Below are 15,706 nucleotides of genomic sequence, written 5' to 3' on the forward strand. Positions count from 1 at the left end.
CCCGCGGAGCGGGTTAAAAGCTGCTGCGCAGCTTTTGAACGGGACGCCCCGCTTCGCGGGGCTCAAACTGGCGCGCTTCGCTTGCCAGTTGAAACCCCATCACTTCGTGATGGGTCACCCGGCTTGCCGGGTGTGGAGACGGGGCGCTTCGCTTCCCGTCTCGGGCTCTCCGGCTTCGCCTCTCGAGCCCTTGGAGCCCGCTCCGCGGGCTTGGCAGGCTACGGGTCGGCTCGGTGGTGTGCTTCCTTCGTGTAAAAGTTCCGCAGTTTCCGGGTTTTCTCCGCGTGCCTCCCCCGGTACGAAACCTGCCAGGTACGGGGAAGGGTAGGGGGCGGTCGGTGCCCTCCGTGAAGCGGGTGTGCCGGGGGCCGCGGCATGTGGGAGCGGTCGGATATCTGTAGCCGGCGCCGTGACAATTGCTCAGCTCTGCGACTTCGATAGTGGGCCGAGGGTGGTGGGTACACTGGGCCGTGTCGGTCCGCGCTATCAGGCTTGCGGTGCGGACGCAGGCCGTCCGTCTAGGTGGCTCAGCTCGGCGGGATGCCGAGTCCGACCGTAGGTCTCAAAATCGTTCGAACCGCGCGGTTAGACATTCGGGGCACATCCCTGTGTCCGTGTCCGCCGTGAAGGTGCCGCATCCGCCCTCGCAGGTGACCAGGTTGCTGAATGCTTCTCCGCAGGCGAAGCACAGGAACGTCGGATCGTCTTTGGCGCCGGCGAGCATGGTGCCCGGTACCAGGGCGACGTCATCGCATTCGGGGCAGTTGCGAACAGGCGGCCATCCGCCGTCTTTGACTTGCTCGTACTCGGACAGATTGAGGACTCCCCAGGCGTAGTCTCCGGCAGCCGCCCCGGGGTCCGCCCAGTTGGCACGGCAGTACCGGCATGCCACTGTGCGGTTGTCTTCGTCGACGGTCATCGCGTCCTGGCCGCAGATGGGGCATTCAACCGCCCGTCCGGCTGCCGCGGCCAGCTCGGTTCGGATCCTGGCCATTCGGGTATCGATCAGTACCTGCACGCTGTTGAGTCTGCCGCGTACGTGGCCCATCTGCTGGTCGACGTGTTCGGTGTCCTCCGGGTCCAGGTAGTCGCGGAGGTGGTCGCGGATGAAGTCGAGCAGGAAGTCGAGTACTTTCGCTGCGCTGGCCTGGACTGCCGCCTGGGATCCTGACATCCCGAGGTGCTGAAGGCGGTTGCGGTTGTTGGCCAGTCGATTGATCGCCCGTACCGTCCGGCCCGGAAGCACAATGTCCAGCTCGGTCTTCAGCAGCTGTACGGCAGGGCGCAGGTTGATACTACGAAAGTCTCCGCGCCGAAAGGCCGTCTCGTCGCAGATCGCCCCGGTCTTCTCGTCTGGGAGGACTACCAGCCGCCAGTCGTGCTGGATCAGGGGCCACTTCAGCAGTACCTCGGCGGCAGCCTGGAGGTGAAGCACGGCGTATTTCGTGTCTCGCGCTTGGACTGGCGGTGTCAGCGACTCCATAACACTGACCAGGTAGTCCATCCCGTTGCGGATCACGGGGAAGTGAAAGTCCTGTTCCTGCGTCATCGCCCATTCCTCTCAGACCCGTGCCAGCGCTGATGTCGGACTGCCGTCCGACCCTGACATCGGTTCGTCGAGTACACAAACACGTTCTCGTCCGCGGTGCGGTTGTTGGGCTGTCGCTGTCGCCGTGGGGTCGTAGCTGTTGGGAGGGCAGTTGGTGTTGTCTCTGCCGTGTCTTGGGGTCGCCAGCCCAGTGTTGGCAGCGCGGGTGCCACCGGTTGGCGGGGGTTCTTTTCTGCGGCCGCTCTCCGCCACAGTGCCTGGCTGCCCGGATGCGACGGCGTTTCAGCTATGTCCGGACGGCGAGCGGAGCGGTGTCGTCGGTCCAGTCGCCGTCGAACAGTTCGGCCACCAGGGCGCGGTCGGCTTCGGGGAGTTGGCCGTTGCGGTGTTTGGTGCGGGCTTTGGCGAGCCACGGGCCGATCCTGACGGTCCGGCCGTCGACGACGATCTCTTCGCGGGCGGTGGGGGCGCGGCCTTCCCTGTGGAGGAACAGCTCCAGGATCTGGACGGTCTGGGCGAAGCTGCGGCGTTCGGAGCGCTGGGGCAGGGGGTGGGTGTCGGGGGTGATGCCGATGGCGGTCAGAAGGTTCTGCTGGCCTACTTCGAGGGTGGTGAAGGTGGTGAGCTGGCGGTGGATCCATGGTCCGATCTTGGTGGTGCCGATGTGGCTGTCGCCGGTGAGGGCGGCTGGGTCATTTCCTGCTGCGAGGTGGTTGCGCAGGAGGTGGTATTTGCGGTGCCAGTCCGGGCCGTAGGGCAGGCGCCAGCCCGGGTCGAGGGCTGCGAGGTCGGCTGTGCGGGCAGGGCCGAGGTCGCCGCGGGCAGCCAGGGAGCGCTGTTCGGCGAGGAACGCTCCGCCGGGGGCGGTGGCGGGGATCGCCAGGTGGCCGTGTTCGTGGTGGTAGTCGGCGACGAGGGTGAGGTTGGCGCGCCAGGATGCCTGGTGTTTGTCCCAGATCATGCCGAGCGCGTCGAGTTCGGCTCTCCAGTCGGCGTCGAGGCGGCCTGCGGTGCGGGCGTCGCGCATGCCGGTGATGAACGTGCCCAGGTTGTAACCGGTGGGGTCGGTGTAGTCGGCGGGGACGTCGAGGTGGCCGCGCTGGTCGTGGAAGGCCTGGGCGGCGGCGAGTCCTTCTCGGCGGGGGCGGGAGGTGGCGTCGCGGGGGTCGAAGGTGGCCAGGTCCATCGCGCGGGCGATGCGCTCTGGGTGGACGGTGAAGTCGAAGTGCCAGCGGTGCTGGATGAGTTGGCTGGTTTCTGGCGGGAGGCGGTTGGCCTTGTCGGGGAGGCGTTCGGCGATGCGGTGGTCGTGGCTGGCCAGTGCCGTGGTGATCGCCCACACCGGCTCGTAGGCAGTGCCCAGGATGTCGGCCGGGTCGGCGCCGGGCGGGATGTAGACGGGGATGATCAGGCTCGCGGTCTTCCCGCTGACGTCGATCCGCAGGGCGCGGCCGAGGGCCTGCACGCAGCGGCGGACGCTGCGGGTGGGGTCGGCGAACACGATCGCGTCGACGGAGGGGATGTCGATGCCTTCGGCGATCAGCTTGGCGTTCGCCAGGATCGCGCACGGTGCTTCGGCGAAGTCTTTGAAGATGTTGGCGCGCTGCTGCGGGGTGTGCTCCCCGTGGACGAAGAAGAGTTGCGAGTCCGGATCGGGGCAGAACTCCGGTGCGGTGCGCCGCAGTTGGCGCAGGGTGTGGCCGAGTCCGCGGGCGAAGCGTTTGGCGTCTTCGACGAGGTTGAAGTACACCAGGACGCGGCGCAGCCCGTGCTCGACCATGGCTTTGAGTACGGCCAGGTGCAGGGCGGTGGTGCGCAGTGCATTGTCGGCAGCGGGAGCGCTGTCGCTGGCTGCGTCTGTGTCGCCGGGGACGGGCAGGTTCAGGCGGGCGCGGAGTTCGGCGTCGGTGAGGGTGGGTACCACGATCCGGTAGTCCGCGGCCCTCCCGTCCGCGATCGCCTGGGCCAGCGGGTACTCGAAGACCTTCTTCCCGTAGACGGCCTCGTTGTCCATGCTGTTCGCTGCCGCGTCGACATCTTGTCCGGCGGGGGGCCAAAGGTGGGGGCGGGTGACGTTCGCTGACTCTGACAGGTCCGGTGCGGCGAAGATCCGCGGCGTTGCCGTCATGTACAGGCGGCGGTCCGCCTTGATGCGCCTGGCGTCGTTGATGACCGCCCACTTCTTGTCCGGCCGCCCCGCGATCCGGTGTGCCTCGTCCATGACCGCCAGGTCGAACGGCGGTACCTGGAAGCGGGAGTGCTTGGTCTGCTCGACCTTGTCCAGCGAGTCGTAGGTGCAGATCACCGTCAGCGCCGGGATCTGGTCGTGCCTGTCCCCCACCACCGCCATCAGTCCGGCCAGTGTGCGGAAGTCGCCGGTCGACCCCACCGCAGCTGCTGCCAGCGCGTCATGGCCGGAGGCGTTCATCGATGACACGATCAGCATGTGCTCGGTGTGTCCGTCGGCTCGCCACGCCAGTGCGGTCTGCGCGGCCAGGTCGAGGGTGGGCACCACGAACAGCACCAGTTTCGCGTCCAGCGCGTCGGCGATCCGGATCGCCATCAGTGTCTTGCCCGTACCTGTCGCTGACACCAGCAGGGCCCGTGTTCCGGGGCGGTGCAGATGACGCGCCGCCTTGTGCACGCCCTCGGCCTGGCGCCGGAACAACCCCACTCGTTCGGCAGGGCCGGGCTGGTTGGTGGTGGGGGGTGCGGGGCGGGCCGAGGTGCTCATAGACACATGATCCCTGTGGGGCGTTCCCTTGGGTGGTCAGGTTGCTGTGCTTTTGCGCCAGTCGCTTTCTGGTCCGGGGAGGCGGCAGTCGAGGACGAAGGCGTCGACCGGCAGCAGCAACCGGTCCTTGAGCCGGGCCGCCTGGGATTTCTGGGTGTCGGTGATGTTCTGGAGGCTGTGGCCGGTTGCAGGGCAGTCGCGTCGCTGGTGGTTCCAGCGCGTGCAGTCGAAGTAGCCGACCAGGAGGAGGCCGGCTGTCCGGGGCTGGGTGAGGTAGGCGGCGAGCTGGCGTGGGATGGCGTGCTTCAGTTCGTCGTTCCAGCAGCCTTTGCATTCGATGATCAAGCGCAGGGCAGGCTGGTCGCTGCCGTCACAGGCGGGGGCGTCGATGTGGATGTCGGTGCGTTGCCCGGGCAGGCCTGAGCGCCTGATCTCCACTTCGCGGTTGATGATGATGCCGCGGGTGCCGATGTCGCGGCGTAGGAAGGCCGTGACGGCGTCGCACAGATCGTCTTCCCAGCACGGCCAGCACTTGGTGGTTGCGGTGAAACGGTCGGTGTCCCTGTTCCACAGGTTGACGGCGGTTCCGTTGTCGCCCTGGACGTCGTGCTGCAGGGCCTGGAGAGATTCCAGGACGACCTCGAGCAGTTGGTGTTCGTCGCGGACCAGGCGGAGCCTGTGGTTGTCGGCCAGGGCGATGAACTCCTTGGCCGCAACGGGGGTGGCCAGGGATGCGGCGGCGATGCGGCCGGTGAGGCGTGCGAGCCTGCGCAGGGCGGGCACGTCGCTGTAGCTGGCGGCGAGGTCGTCCAGGGCAGTGGCGGCCTGGGCGGATTCCTTCCTGGCGATGAGTTCGGGCAGAGCCTGGATGAGTTCGGAGACCCGGTCGTCGCCTCCGACGAAGCCCGTACGCCACGGTCGGTTGCGCAGCGGGGCGAGAGCGTCCTGTTCGCAGATGAGCCGGTAGAGGCCGGCCAGGTCGTCTTCTGGCAGTTGGCCGAGTGCCGGCGGCCATCCGTATGCGGCCTGCGGGTTCTGGGCGGTTGTGTGGAGGAAGTCGGTGAGAAGGACGGGATCGGTGAGGCGGCTGCTGATGTCCGGCCAGAACACCGTGAGGTTCCTGTTGTGCAGGAGGGTCTGGCAGGCCAGCGTCCAGCGCAGTCTGGCGGGGGTACCAGGTTCATGATCGGCGGGATCCTCGCGGACGGCCGCCGCCAGCTGGTCGGTGGCGTCATGGTCGCCTGCGGTGGACAGTTCGGCCAGGACGGCATGCCAGCGTTCCGGGTCGCCATGCGTTTTTTCGGCCCAGGACCGCAATGCCGGTCGGCAGTGGGGGAAGAGGGCGAGGGAGCGCGCGATAGTGCGGACGGTGTGTTCGGTGACGTCGTCCAGGAGCGTCGGCAGGAGTTTCCGGATCCGGTCCTGGGCAGTCTGCGGGCACCGCCGGAGGAGGTCGCGCTTCAGGTCCTGCGATGCCTGGTCATGGGTGTGGAGGGTTGACAGGGCCAGGGCCCAGCCGCCCCACCTGTCTGGATCGTGGGAGATCTGCGAGGGATCGCCGGCGACGGCGAAGGCGGCGAGCTCGGGGACCCGCCAGACGTCCGCCCCGTCTGCCACGAGATCGTCGGCGGTCGCCACAGGGGTAGTGCGCAGTGTGTGCAGAGCAGCCTCGGTGAGAAGACGGCCGAGGTCGCTGTCTGGGTCGGGGCGGGAGGGCGCCGTGGCCGCCAGGGTGAGCAGCGGCTCGAAGGGGCGGGGCTGGGTGCCGTCCGGCGTGCGCTGCATCTGGTTCAGCACCCTGGCCCACGCCGCGCGGGCCAGGGTGCTGTCAGCGGTGCGTGCGGTGTGCAGGGCGTCGCGCAGGGCTGACTCGTCGTAGGTGTGGCGCCGGCGTCGGTGTTCGCGTTCTTCCTCCGTGCGCCTGTGCCTGGGGGGTTCGGCTGGTGGCGCGTCCCACCAGGCGGTGAGCTCGGCAAGGGAGGGGTGTGCGGCCCGGGCGGTATCTGCCCGCTGTCGTTGCAGGGCGTCTTTCGGAGGTCCGAACCGCACCGCCGTGCGGACCGTTTGCGGGGGAAATCCTTCCAGCAGGTCCCAGTGCCCCATCCAGTACAGGACGTCGTCCGCGGGCAGGAGTCCTGCCCCGAAGATTCCGAGCAGGATGAACCATTGCCCGGGTCCGGCGGTGGCGAGCAGGTGCAGGGTCAGGCGGCGCCTGGTGCACACGGCCGACGCGAGGGTGGTGTCCAGCGCCCTGAGGTGGTCTTGGAGCCGGTGGTGGTAGAGGTCGTCCTCGCACGCGGCCATGCCGAGGAAAGCATCGCCGAGCAGTGGCAGGATCTCGGCTGCGGGAATGGAGGCGTCTTCGGCCAGGGTGACAGCGCGGGTCAGGACACCCAGGGCCAGGGCGCGGCTGGCCTTGGTGTCGGGATCGCCCACGACCGTGCCGGCCCACGTCACCGCTTCCCTGATCGTGGCTGTGTCCAGGCCCTCGGGAAGGGCCTGGCGGTGCAGGTAGGCGCCTCCGATGTGTGCCGGATCGCGGAACAGGGCCAGGTGCTCTGTCACGCTCAGATGTGCCGGATAGAGGTGTTCGAGGGCTGCCGCAACCACTTCCGGGGAGGGGGCCTCGGCCAGTTGCCGGAGGCGGAGCAGTTGCGGTGCGTCGGGGGCGGTGACGGTCTCGACAGCGGCTCGGCGTATTTCGCCTGGCAGGTCTTCCGCGGCCTCGGCCACGTCGAGGAGGGCGTCGTTGAGCTGGTCGAGGCGGCAGGCCTGGGCGATGCTCACCGCGGCGTGCACCAGATGGGGTGCGGTGGCCGGCGTCAGGTACGGACGAAGCTGGTCCGGCAGAGCGGGATGGTCCAGGCGGTGCAACGGAGTGGGGTCGAGTCGCAGGGTGTCGTCCTGCGCCAGCAGGGCGAGCAGGGCTGCGGTGGCCCGGGCTCGGTCCGAGGAGCGGCGCGCGGACAAGTCGGCCTGGGGCAGCACCAGCGGATCATCGCGCAGGAGGTCCTCGAAGACGGTGTCGTCGTCCGCGGCCAGCCAGGCCGCGACTTCCTGATGTGCTTCCAGGACGTGCCGGCTCTTCCCGCTGCCGATCCACAGCAGCTCGCGCAGAGCCGGCGGGGCCAGCGTCCGGGCCCGCAGGAAGAGTGCGGCCAGGTACTCCTGGTAGCTGCGGTGGGCGAACGTCCACCGCAACTCCCCCACCGGGACGAGCAGCCCGGACTCGGTGATCTGCCGCAGTTCGCTGGTCGTGCACGCGACGGTGCCACCCAAAGGCCCGGGCTCGGCGCCGACCAGCGACGACAGGTGCAGGTCGCCGGCCGGTGCCCCGGAACGGTCCATCTGGTCGGACAACACGGTGTAAGGGCCGAAGTGCAGCACTGCCGCAACGCGCGAGGCGACCGTGAGCAGGTGCTCCGGTGCCGCCTGGGCATGCAGCTGCTGCGCCGAGTTGGGACGGCGTGTCTCCGCGCACAGGTACAGGCACGCATCACGATAGGCCTGGCCGACCGTCTGCGGCAGCGCGCCGGTGTCGGTGTAGCCGCGCAGGAGTTGCCGCAGGGTGATCGGGCTGGTTGCCAGCGCGATGAGCCCGCGGTGTCGCAGGGCGGTGGTGAACTCCTCAGTGTCGGTCACGCCCATCGCCTCGGCGGCTATCACCACGTCTTCACGGCTGAGCGGGGCAAGGCTCATGACCGCTGTCTGGTCGTCTGGCCAAAGGCGGCGCAGCGCGTCCTCTAGACGTGCCGGCCAGCGGGCGGTGCGACAGGAGATCCGCAGCCGCAGATCCGCACGCTCGGCAGCACCGAGTCCCTCCAGGTGAGTGGCCAACTTCAGGTCCAGCGCCAGGTACTCGTTGAGCCCCTCGTCCAAGCCGTCCAGCAGGACATGCCAGGAGCCCTGGGTTCCAGGCGGGCGCAGGAAGGCCCGACCGAACTGCCTGTCCGCTTCACCGGCATCTGTGCAGGCCCCCAGATCGACCCGGGAAGCACAGGCACCGTCGTGGGCAAGCGCCGCCTGTTCCTGCTTCAGGGCCACGGATTTGCCCAGCCCCCGCTCACCGTGCAGGACCAGAACTGGAACGTGCCGCTGGTCTGCCAGCGTGCCGACCACAGGACGACCCCGGCGTTCAATCGGCAGCGGCCACCCGTAGCGGTTCAGACCGGGCATCTCCCCGACCGGGATCACCCGGCGCCGCCACGAAAACTCCGTCCACCCCGTCATACGCCCGCCCCCTGCACCTCATTGCCATCGAGCCGCCAGCCGCGGCCCCGCGCACGTGCTGCTTCGGCGATCCGACACCCACAGAGAGCCGTTCCGCAACTCGGGCACGGTGCCGTCGGGTTGTCACCGCGGCGGCGAGAACACAACAGCAAGGGAGCCCTGTTCCAGGCGGTCGTCGTGGTGCGGAACGCCGCCCGCTCTCTTCTGGCGTGGCCGCGCTGCCCGCACACGACGGGCCGGGCGGGCGCGCTGGCGGCGCTTGACGTACCCCTCGACGTGACCACCGCAGATCCGGCAGCCCCCTTCCCCGAGGTGGCCATCACCCCGCGGCGCGTCATCTGCCACACTCCGGTCGGGTGGGTGGCCAGAATCCGCGGGACGAACAAGAGGTAGGTCTACGCCCGCACTTTCCTCCGCCGTACCGGCGAGCCGTACGGGTGGCCCCTTGCCGGTAACGGGCTGTACGAGTGCAGGGAGATCGGGCCGCACGGTAAGTTCTCCTGGTTCTTCGTGGTCAAGGGGGCGTTCCGCAAGAAGGTGCAGTTCGTGACCCTGGAGGAGGCCGCGCGGATGGCCGGGCGGATGGGACCGCAGCCCTAGGAGGGGTGCCGTTGTGGCGAGCGTTGACCAGACCCTGGCCGATCTCATCCGCAGCTTCCCCTGCGCATATCCCGATCGCACCCAGGCGCTCCATCAGGTCCTGGTGGTGCTCGGCGCCGGGTACGAGTGGCGGGACGGCGAGGTCGTCCAGCGATTCGGCTCGGACGGGAGCAACTGCCTGAGCGTGCACGGCACGTTCACCGCCTCCGCAGAGGAGACAGGACGCATGCGTGAACCCGGGGAGGAGATTCTCCGGGAGGGCTGCGACGGGACCTGCCCCGCCGAACACCTCCGCAAGCTTGCCCTGGAGCTGGCCCGCACTCCTGGGCCGCTGCGCCAGGACCCCTATCCGGCCAGCTCTCTCGCGCCGCTGTTCAATGTCCCGGCGGATGCCACTGCGGACTGGGTGGAGGCCGCCCGGGAGATCGCCGAAGCCGTCGTCCCGCTCTGGGCCAACCCGTCCGCGTACGAGCTGGCCATCGCGTTCTCCTACACCCCTGAACAACGGGCGTACGCTCACAGCGAGCAGGCGAAGGCGCTCGCCATGCTTGAACAGCGCTTCGGTCCCGAGTTGCTCGCCGACGGTGCGTGCTGATGCCGATTCCACTGCGAGGGCATGGCCTGTACGGGCGCTACTTCCGGAGGCGACGTTGTCCGCGTCACGCCCGGCCGCAGTGAGCGTGGCCCGGGTCCAGCTACCAACAAAGGCCGGAGCAGCCGAAGATGACGAACGGCGGAGGCCGTCGGTGCTGTTCAGCGCCCTGTCCGAGAGGGGACAGCGGTCCGCGGGTTGCGCCCGTGCGCCACATCCAGGCTCTCTGACCTGCGGATGATGTCCAACCGGGTATGACGGCCGCGAAAGGGCAAGGGAGGGGCACAAGTCGCCTTTCCCCGCGACGAAAGGGGTCACCCATGGGTCACTTCGACTGCGGATGGTGCGGTCACCCGGGCGGCGTGCACGGGCAGGCGCTCGCGCCGGGCACCACCGGGGCGAAGCGGTGCGAGCACTGCCAGCGGTGCGAGGCGGAGCGCCGGGCGGAGGCCGAGCGCGCCGAGTAGCTGGACCTGACGAAGCCCTCGCCGGGCGGGAGCCGGGCGGGGGCTTCGCCTTCGGCGCGTGCAGGTTGTCGCACGCGAGGACAGGGGGTGCGGTTCAGCGGGGGGCTGTCGCCCGTACGAGCAGGGTGCCGATGTGTCCAGGCTCCGGGGCCTCCAGGACCCGCGCCTCAGCCGCGGCGAAGCCGGCCCGGGTCAACAGGCGCTCCCAGACGGCCGACCGGTAGCTGTACCGGTAGGTGAACATCGCCTTCCCGGCGAAGCCGCCCTTGTACATGCCCTGGGGACCGTAGGCGCCGGGGATGGCGGGCGGCTGGGAGAAGACGAATACCCCACCAGGGTTGAGGCGCTGCCGCACGAGCGGGAAGAGCTTGGACGGGTCGGCGAACCATGCGGCGCCGAAGATCGAGTACACCGCGTCGTAGGTCTCGGTGGCACTGCGGAGGTGGTCCAGCACTTCGGAGCAGTGGAACTGTGCGCCCGTGTGTCCCCACCGTTCGGCCGTCTTCGCGACCATGACCGGGGACATGTCGACGCCGGCGGCTTTGGTGCCGCGCTGTGCCAGGTGGGCGAGCGCCCGGCCGGTGCCGCAGCCGATCTCCAGCACGCTTTCCGGGTCGCCGAGCAGCTCGGGGCCGGGGCCGTGTCCGGCGTACTGCGTCCAGTGGAAGATCGGCTCGGCGTCGTCCTTGAACGCGCTGTGGGCGTAGGCATCCCACAGTTCGGTCTCTGCGGCGATGTCGTGCTGGGCGGGCATCTGGTGTCCTCTGCTGGGCGGGGAAGGTGGGCCCCGCCCCATGATGCCCGGGGGCACGGACGAGGCGGGGCACAGCGGCTGGGATCAGTGGCTGTCGGGGACCTTGTTGTCGCACGGGGAGCATTCGGCGCCGTCGGTCGCCCACAACTCCTCGTCGACCTGGAACCCGATGGAGGCCAGGAAGTCGGCGGTGCGCAGGCACAGGCCGTCGCTGCGGCGCTGGATGAACGGGGCGTGGTGCTTGTACCGGCCGCCGTTGTAGCGGTCACAGATGGCGAACCAGACGGGCGTGTCGAGGATGAGCTGGTGGACGCCGATGTCGACGAGCTTGCCGACGCCCAGGTGCACGTCGGGGTGCTCGATCGAGGCGATGGTGTACATGACGGCGTTACCGAGGATCCGTTCGGCCATGTCGCGGACCATGGTGTTGTCGCGCAGCAGCAGCGCGACCTCACGGTCCCAGAGGGCCATCCCGCTGTCCATCACGTTGAGGGTCAGGTGGTGGATGTGCGGCTGGACGGCGTTGAGCAGTTCCTTCGGGTCGCGGATGCGGGATCCAGCGGGTGTGTTGGGCAGGGTTCGTGGGTCGCGGGTGGGGACTGCTGTGGTCATCGTGCGGTCCTCCTGCTCGGTGAAGGGTTCGGTGTGCTCTTGGGTATGGCGAGCGCGGGGACAGGCGTGCACGACCATCCGCACGTCGCGTCCCGTTGTGCGGGACCACCCGGCGGATACGGCCGGTCGCCTGCCGACAAGGCCCTTTGTGCCCGGGCGGACGTCGGCCTGGCCGTCCCTGCCAGGCTGGAACTCCGCCTGGCGGTGTGCGTACCTCACGAGGAAGCCTTGATGTAGCCGTTCCACATCCGGTTGCCGTCCGCGCAGCGCCACACGCTCGTCTGGCACTGCGGACATCTGCGGCGGTGGCCCTGGTACGTCTCCCAAGCGGCGTCCTTCGCCGGGGGCCCCGGTGCGTCGATCTGGATCGGCCCGTCCCCGGTGTCGAGGCAGTGGCCGCTCACCATGCGCCCCGGGCGCCGGCCGGGCGCAGAACGCCGCCGCCACCTCCACACAGCCCACAGCGGCACGGCGGCCGCATGGACGTGGCCGGCGGCGCGCTGGCCGGAAGCCGGATGGCTGGGTGCGACGCGGTCTCCTCGCCGTGCGCGTTGACGTGGCGGACGCGGATGGTGAGCCCGGGGTGGCTGAAGCCATCCTCGCCGCGGCCAGCTACTGGCTCGGTGGTCTCGTGCATGCTGCGCCCCTCGCTGGCGTGCCCGCGCCCCAGGCCGGTTGCACGTACGCGGGGCTGGTTACTGCCCGCCGCACGTTGTTCGGCGCGAAGCGGGCGCCCTGTCGACGCTAGGGGCACCGTCAGAGGTGTTCCAGAAGATTCTGCGGGATTCTGCGGACAATCAGCGGGCCGCCTGTCTGCATCAACGTCTGTGCAGGAAGGTGCCCTTGACGCCTGTCAGCGGGGCAGCGACAGTCGGTGGAATCCCGCGCAATCCACTCGGAGGCGACGTCCCCATGGCTCTACAGTTCCTCGGGATCATCAGCAACACGCCCACCGACGAATCCCCTACGATCTGGCTCGATGACATCACCGGAGATCTGATCATCCAGTCGTACAAGGCTGACGAGGACACCGTCCGGCAGGCACGGGAGGTCGGGTCAATTCCCGGCCACTCCACGGCGATCCCGCCGCACGAGACGATGATCCGGCTGCCCGCCGAGATGCTGCAGTACATCCCCCGCCCGGACGGAGACGCGAGTGCAACCCCCAGCCCGTGAAGCCCTCGCCAGCGCGCGGCGGTCCGCACTGCATCTGGAGACCCGTGACAGCTACATGCTGGACGACCCCGGGTTCCTCGCCTGGCAGCAGGGGCACCGCCTCCAGCTCGAGGACCGCGCATCCTGGTGGAACGGCTGGCACGAGTACGTCTCCGCGGCGGTCGGGCGCGGCGTCACCGTCCGGCGGGCCCGCATCGTGTCCGAGCCCCTGCACCCGTACGCCCTGTACGAGCACGACCTGACCGACGGCAACGTCGCAGCCGGTGAGGAAGTCCGCTGGGTGCCCCGGCGGCGCGTCGCGCACCTCCTTGTGCCAGGCACCGACGTGTGGGTGTTCGACGACGAGACCGTTCTGTTCCACCACTTCACCGGGGAAGGCCAACTCGCCGAAGACGGCCGCGAGTACATCAACGATCCCGCCCTCGCCAAGACCGCCACCGACGCGTTCGAAGCCGTATGGGAGCACGGCATCCCGCACGCGGAGTACCGACCGGCCTGACCACCATGGCAACGTCTGCGTACTCCCGGGTCCAGCAGGCCCGGCAGGTCCTGGCGGATCGTCTCGCCGAGATCCGACGGGACTCCGGGCTGACCGGGCGCGACCTGGCGACCGAGTGCGGCTGGTACCCCTCGAAGGTCTCCCGCATCGAGCACGCCCGCAGCGCCCCGTCCGTCGAGGACATCCACGCTTGGTGCCAGGCCTGCGACGCCGACGACCAGGCCGCGGATCTCGTGGCATCGCTACGGGCTGTGGAAGGCATGTTCATCGAGTGGCGGCGGATGGAGCGCTCCGGCCTGCACCACGCCCAGGCAGCCGTACGTCCGCTGTTCGAGCGCACCACCCGCTTCCGCGCGTACTCGTCGTGGTTCATCCCCGGCCTGATCCAGAGCCGCGCCTACACCGAGGCCGTACTGCGCGCGGTGCAGCGCCGACGCGTCGAGATCGACGACGTCGAGGCCGCCGTGGAAGCACGCATGGAACGGCAGCAGGTACTGCACCAAGCGGGAAAGACGTTCGCGTTCCTGCTCGAAGAATCCGTCCTACGGTCGGGCATCGGAGGCGCCGAGGTGCTGGCCGGGCAGCTCGGGCACCTCATCACGGTGGGCGCGCTGCCGAATGTGAGTCTCGGCGTCATCCCCGCCAGGCCGGACCGCACACGGATGCCGGTAGAAGGGTTCTGGATCTACGACTCGGCGCAGGCCAACGTCGAGCTGGTGTCCGGGTACCTGACGATCACGCAAGCCGCGGAGACCTCCCAGTACGCCGCGGCATTCGCGGAGCTGGCCGCGCACGCCGTGTACGGGACCGACGCCCGCGCGCTCATCATGCGCGCCATCGAGGCGTCGCGCTGAGGCCCCATCGCCTCGGGCTATGTGGGCGGCCGGTCCAGGTTGACGCGCCTGGCTTGCCTGGATCCGGCGTGAGCAACCATCAGCTCCGTCGAACGCACGGAGTCCACAATCGACTGGGGTGTCGGCGGGGAAGCTCACGCCCGGCGTTGCGGCGGCGGCACGGTCGAAGAAGACGATCGCCAGCAGCTCGGAGAGTCTCGTCTGACACACCGTCCTTCGGGGTCACCGCGGGCATCAACCCGTGGCCGGAACCAGCATCCTTCGTCTCCAGGTGAAAGCCGAGGAAGGCCTCGAGCGCCGCCTTGAACTCGACAACCGGTTCGGCGGTCTTGCGCAGGTACCCAGGGTTCCGGGATGCGTCCATGCCACTGCATGGTGCCACCAGGCAGGCGCGGCTTGTGATGGACTTCCAGCAGCAGCTCGGGAAGGTCGATGCGAGGCAGCACAGGCGATGCCACTCGTCAGGCTGGAGCGCAGAAGGCCCGGGGCGTGGGCGTCGAAGTCCGCGAAGTCCTCCGGCCCATACGCCCACAAGACGGTGAGAGAGATCCGCCGGCGATGCGCCCGCGTCACCTGCCATACGCCCACCATGAACCGAGTTCGCAGGCCCTCCCCCGCCGCCGCGGCGGGCTGCCTGCGGCCTCCGGTCAGAGACTCATCTGTGGCCACTCAGCCGCGCGCCGACAGGTAGGCTCTCGCCGTGGCCAAGGAGACTACTAGCGACCCTCATGTGGAATATCCACCTGTACTCAATGCCCTGGATTACCTTGAGGACGTGGTGGATCGCCTGAGCGGAGAACCTCAGCCACGGGATCTGAAGTATGCCGTGCTTCACCTCCAAGCCGCCGCCGAGGTAATGCTGAAGGCCCGTCTTCGGCAGGAGCACTGGAGTCTGGTCTACAAGAACCCCGGGACCGCGGACCGCACCCGCTTTGAGAACGGGGACTTCGAAAGCTGCAGCACAACAGAGACGATCACACGACTCCGAAGCATCATCGGCGTCGAAATCCCTGGCAGCATCGAAGACGAATTGAAAAAGCTCGCCAGGTGGCGCAACGCCCTCCAGCACTACGGCCTGAAGGCCCCCGCCTTGGCTGTTGAATCCCGCGCCGCCAGTATCCTCGACTTCCTGCTGAACTTCCTAAGAGACGAGCTCATACCGAAACTCAGCTACGACGACGCACCTGACGCCGGCCCAGACGATCCTCACGACGCCTTCGCTATCGAACAGGACATCCTTCGACGCCTCGGCGGCATCCGAAGCATCATCAAGGTCCGCATGGATCGCCTTCGGCCCGTACTCGCACCGCATCGCAACCTCACTGTGGAATGCCCTGACTGCGGCCAGTTCGCCGTCACGGTCGGCTCTGCGTCTGACATCAGATGCCTCTTCTGCACAGAAGAACACCACGACGCTGAAAACTTTGCCTCCTTCTACGTGGGCATCGGACTTGGTCTTCAGTGGGACGAACAGCGCGCGGACTGGCCAGTCGAAGAATGTCCAGCTTGCAGCCTACCTACCGTCGTGCTGGAAGCTCGCACCCGTGCTGCTCCTGAGGTCTTCACCCCTCTGTGCTTCGCCTGCGGCACCGTCAACAGCAGCAGTTGATCACGAGCGCTTCGACCAAGGCGCCAGCCC

General features: G+C 68.5%; 12 protein-coding genes. 6 read left to right on the forward strand and 6 right to left on the reverse strand.

The annotated features are described in order from the left end of the window. Nucleotides 1-562: 562 nt before the first annotated feature. The 3 genes from ACZ4EF_RS20460 to ACZ4EF_RS20470 all read right to left on the reverse strand — a co-directional run bounded on the left by ACZ4EF_RS20460 (nucleotide 563) and on the right by ACZ4EF_RS20470 (nucleotide 8,513). The gene (locus tag ACZ4EF_RS20460) at nucleotides 563-1,549 is read right to left on the reverse strand and encodes a hypothetical protein (protein ID WP_467505813.1); all 987 of its coding nucleotides are present in this window, start codon (nucleotides 1,547-1,549) and stop codon (nucleotides 563-565) included. A 286-nt stretch (nucleotides 1,550-1,835) separates the two neighbouring features. Beyond that, entirely contained in the window at nucleotides 1,836-4,283 is a 2,448-nt protein-coding gene (locus tag ACZ4EF_RS20465; RefSeq protein WP_467505815.1) for a helicase associated domain-containing protein, read from the reverse strand. Nucleotides 4,284-4,319: 36 nt separating this feature from the next. Then, on the reverse strand, nucleotides 4,320-8,513 hold the full coding sequence (locus ACZ4EF_RS20470) for an NACHT domain-containing protein (protein WP_467505817.1): 4,194 nt from the start codon (nucleotides 8,511-8,513) through the stop codon (nucleotides 4,320-4,322). Between the two features lie 613 nt (nucleotides 8,514-9,126). Here ACZ4EF_RS20470 and ACZ4EF_RS20475 point away from each other — a divergent pair. Further along, nucleotides 9,127-9,708, forward strand: coding sequence for a hypothetical protein (locus ACZ4EF_RS20475; protein WP_467505819.1), 582 nt, complete (start codon nucleotides 9,127-9,129; stop codon nucleotides 9,706-9,708). Between the two features lie 317 nt (nucleotides 9,709-10,025). Further along, the gene (locus ACZ4EF_RS20480) at nucleotides 10,026-10,172 is read left to right on the forward strand and encodes a hypothetical protein (protein ID WP_467505821.1); all 147 of its coding nucleotides are present in this window, start codon (nucleotides 10,026-10,028) and stop codon (nucleotides 10,170-10,172) included. A gap of 94 nt (nucleotides 10,173-10,266) precedes the next feature. Here the strand turns inward: ACZ4EF_RS20480 and ACZ4EF_RS20485 are convergent, their stop codons facing one another. The 3 genes from ACZ4EF_RS20485 to ACZ4EF_RS20495 all read right to left on the reverse strand — a co-directional run bounded on the left by ACZ4EF_RS20485 (nucleotide 10,267) and on the right by ACZ4EF_RS20495 (nucleotide 11,945). Beyond that, a complete protein-coding gene (locus tag ACZ4EF_RS20485; RefSeq protein WP_467505823.1) occupies nucleotides 10,267-10,926 on the reverse strand; it encodes a class I SAM-dependent DNA methyltransferase in 660 nt (219 codons plus the stop codon). 84 nt (nucleotides 10,927-11,010) lie between these two features. Next, entirely contained in the window at nucleotides 11,011-11,538 is a 528-nt protein-coding gene (locus ACZ4EF_RS20490) for a hypothetical protein (RefSeq protein WP_467505825.1), read from the reverse strand. A gap of 215 nt (nucleotides 11,539-11,753) precedes the next feature. After that, nucleotides 11,754-11,945 (reverse strand): hypothetical protein, encoded by a 192-nt coding sequence (locus ACZ4EF_RS20495; protein ID WP_467505827.1) that lies wholly within the window; start codon nucleotides 11,943-11,945, stop codon nucleotides 11,754-11,756. 505 nt (nucleotides 11,946-12,450) lie between these two features. Here ACZ4EF_RS20495 and ACZ4EF_RS20500 point away from each other — a divergent pair. The 4 genes from ACZ4EF_RS20500 (at nucleotide 12,451) to ACZ4EF_RS20515 (ending at nucleotide 15,676) form a co-directional block, all read left to right on the forward strand. After that, a complete protein-coding gene (locus ACZ4EF_RS20500; RefSeq protein ID WP_467505828.1) occupies nucleotides 12,451-12,714 on the forward strand; it encodes a hypothetical protein in 264 nt (87 codons plus the stop codon). Next, nucleotides 12,695-13,213 (forward strand): DUF6879 family protein, encoded by a 519-nt coding sequence (locus tag ACZ4EF_RS20505; protein WP_467505830.1) that lies wholly within the window; start codon nucleotides 12,695-12,697, stop codon nucleotides 13,211-13,213. Before ACZ4EF_RS20500 ends, ACZ4EF_RS20505 begins: the two co-directional genes overlap by 20 nt. A gap of 5 nt (nucleotides 13,214-13,218) precedes the next feature. Then, entirely contained in the window at nucleotides 13,219-14,067 is an 849-nt protein-coding gene (locus ACZ4EF_RS20510; RefSeq protein WP_467505831.1) for a helix-turn-helix domain-containing protein, read from the forward strand. A 700-nt stretch (nucleotides 14,068-14,767) separates the two neighbouring features. Beyond that, entirely contained in the window at nucleotides 14,768-15,676 is a 909-nt protein-coding gene (locus ACZ4EF_RS20515) for a hypothetical protein (RefSeq protein ID WP_467505833.1), read from the forward strand. The last annotated feature ends 30 nt before the right edge of the window (nucleotides 15,677-15,706 follow it).

The sequence above is a fragment of the Streptomyces sp. NPDC025721 genome (assembly GCF_055558595.1).

Excerpts from the sequence above, each read along its gene's own strand:
- ACZ4EF_RS20485 (WP_467505823.1), bottom strand. The coding sequence starts at position 10,926 with ATGCCCGCCCAGCACGACATCGCCGCAGAGACCGAACTGTGGGATGCC.
- ACZ4EF_RS20490 (WP_467505825.1), bottom strand. The coding sequence starts at position 11,538 with ATGACCACAGCAGTCCCCACCCGCGACCCACGAACCCTGCCCAACACA.
- ACZ4EF_RS20495 (WP_467505827.1), bottom strand. The coding sequence starts at position 11,945 with ATGGTGAGCGGCCACTGCCTCGACACCGGGGACGGGCCGATCCAGATC.
- ACZ4EF_RS20510 (WP_467505831.1), top strand. The coding sequence starts at position 13,219 with ATGGCAACGTCTGCGTACTCCCGGGTCCAGCAGGCCCGGCAGGTCCTG.
- ACZ4EF_RS20465 (WP_467505815.1), bottom strand. The coding sequence starts at position 4,283 with ATGAGCACCTCGGCCCGCCCCGCACCCCCCACCACCAACCAGCCCGGC.
- ACZ4EF_RS20470 (WP_467505817.1), bottom strand. The coding sequence starts at position 8,513 with ATGACGGGGTGGACGGAGTTTTCGTGGCGGCGCCGGGTGATCCCGGTC.
- ACZ4EF_RS20480 (WP_467505821.1), top strand. The coding sequence starts at position 10,026 with ATGGGTCACTTCGACTGCGGATGGTGCGGTCACCCGGGCGGCGTGCAC.
- ACZ4EF_RS20500 (WP_467505828.1), top strand. The coding sequence starts at position 12,451 with ATGGCTCTACAGTTCCTCGGGATCATCAGCAACACGCCCACCGACGAA.
- ACZ4EF_RS20460 (WP_467505813.1), bottom strand. The coding sequence starts at position 1,549 with ATGACGCAGGAACAGGACTTTCACTTCCCCGTGATCCGCAACGGGATG.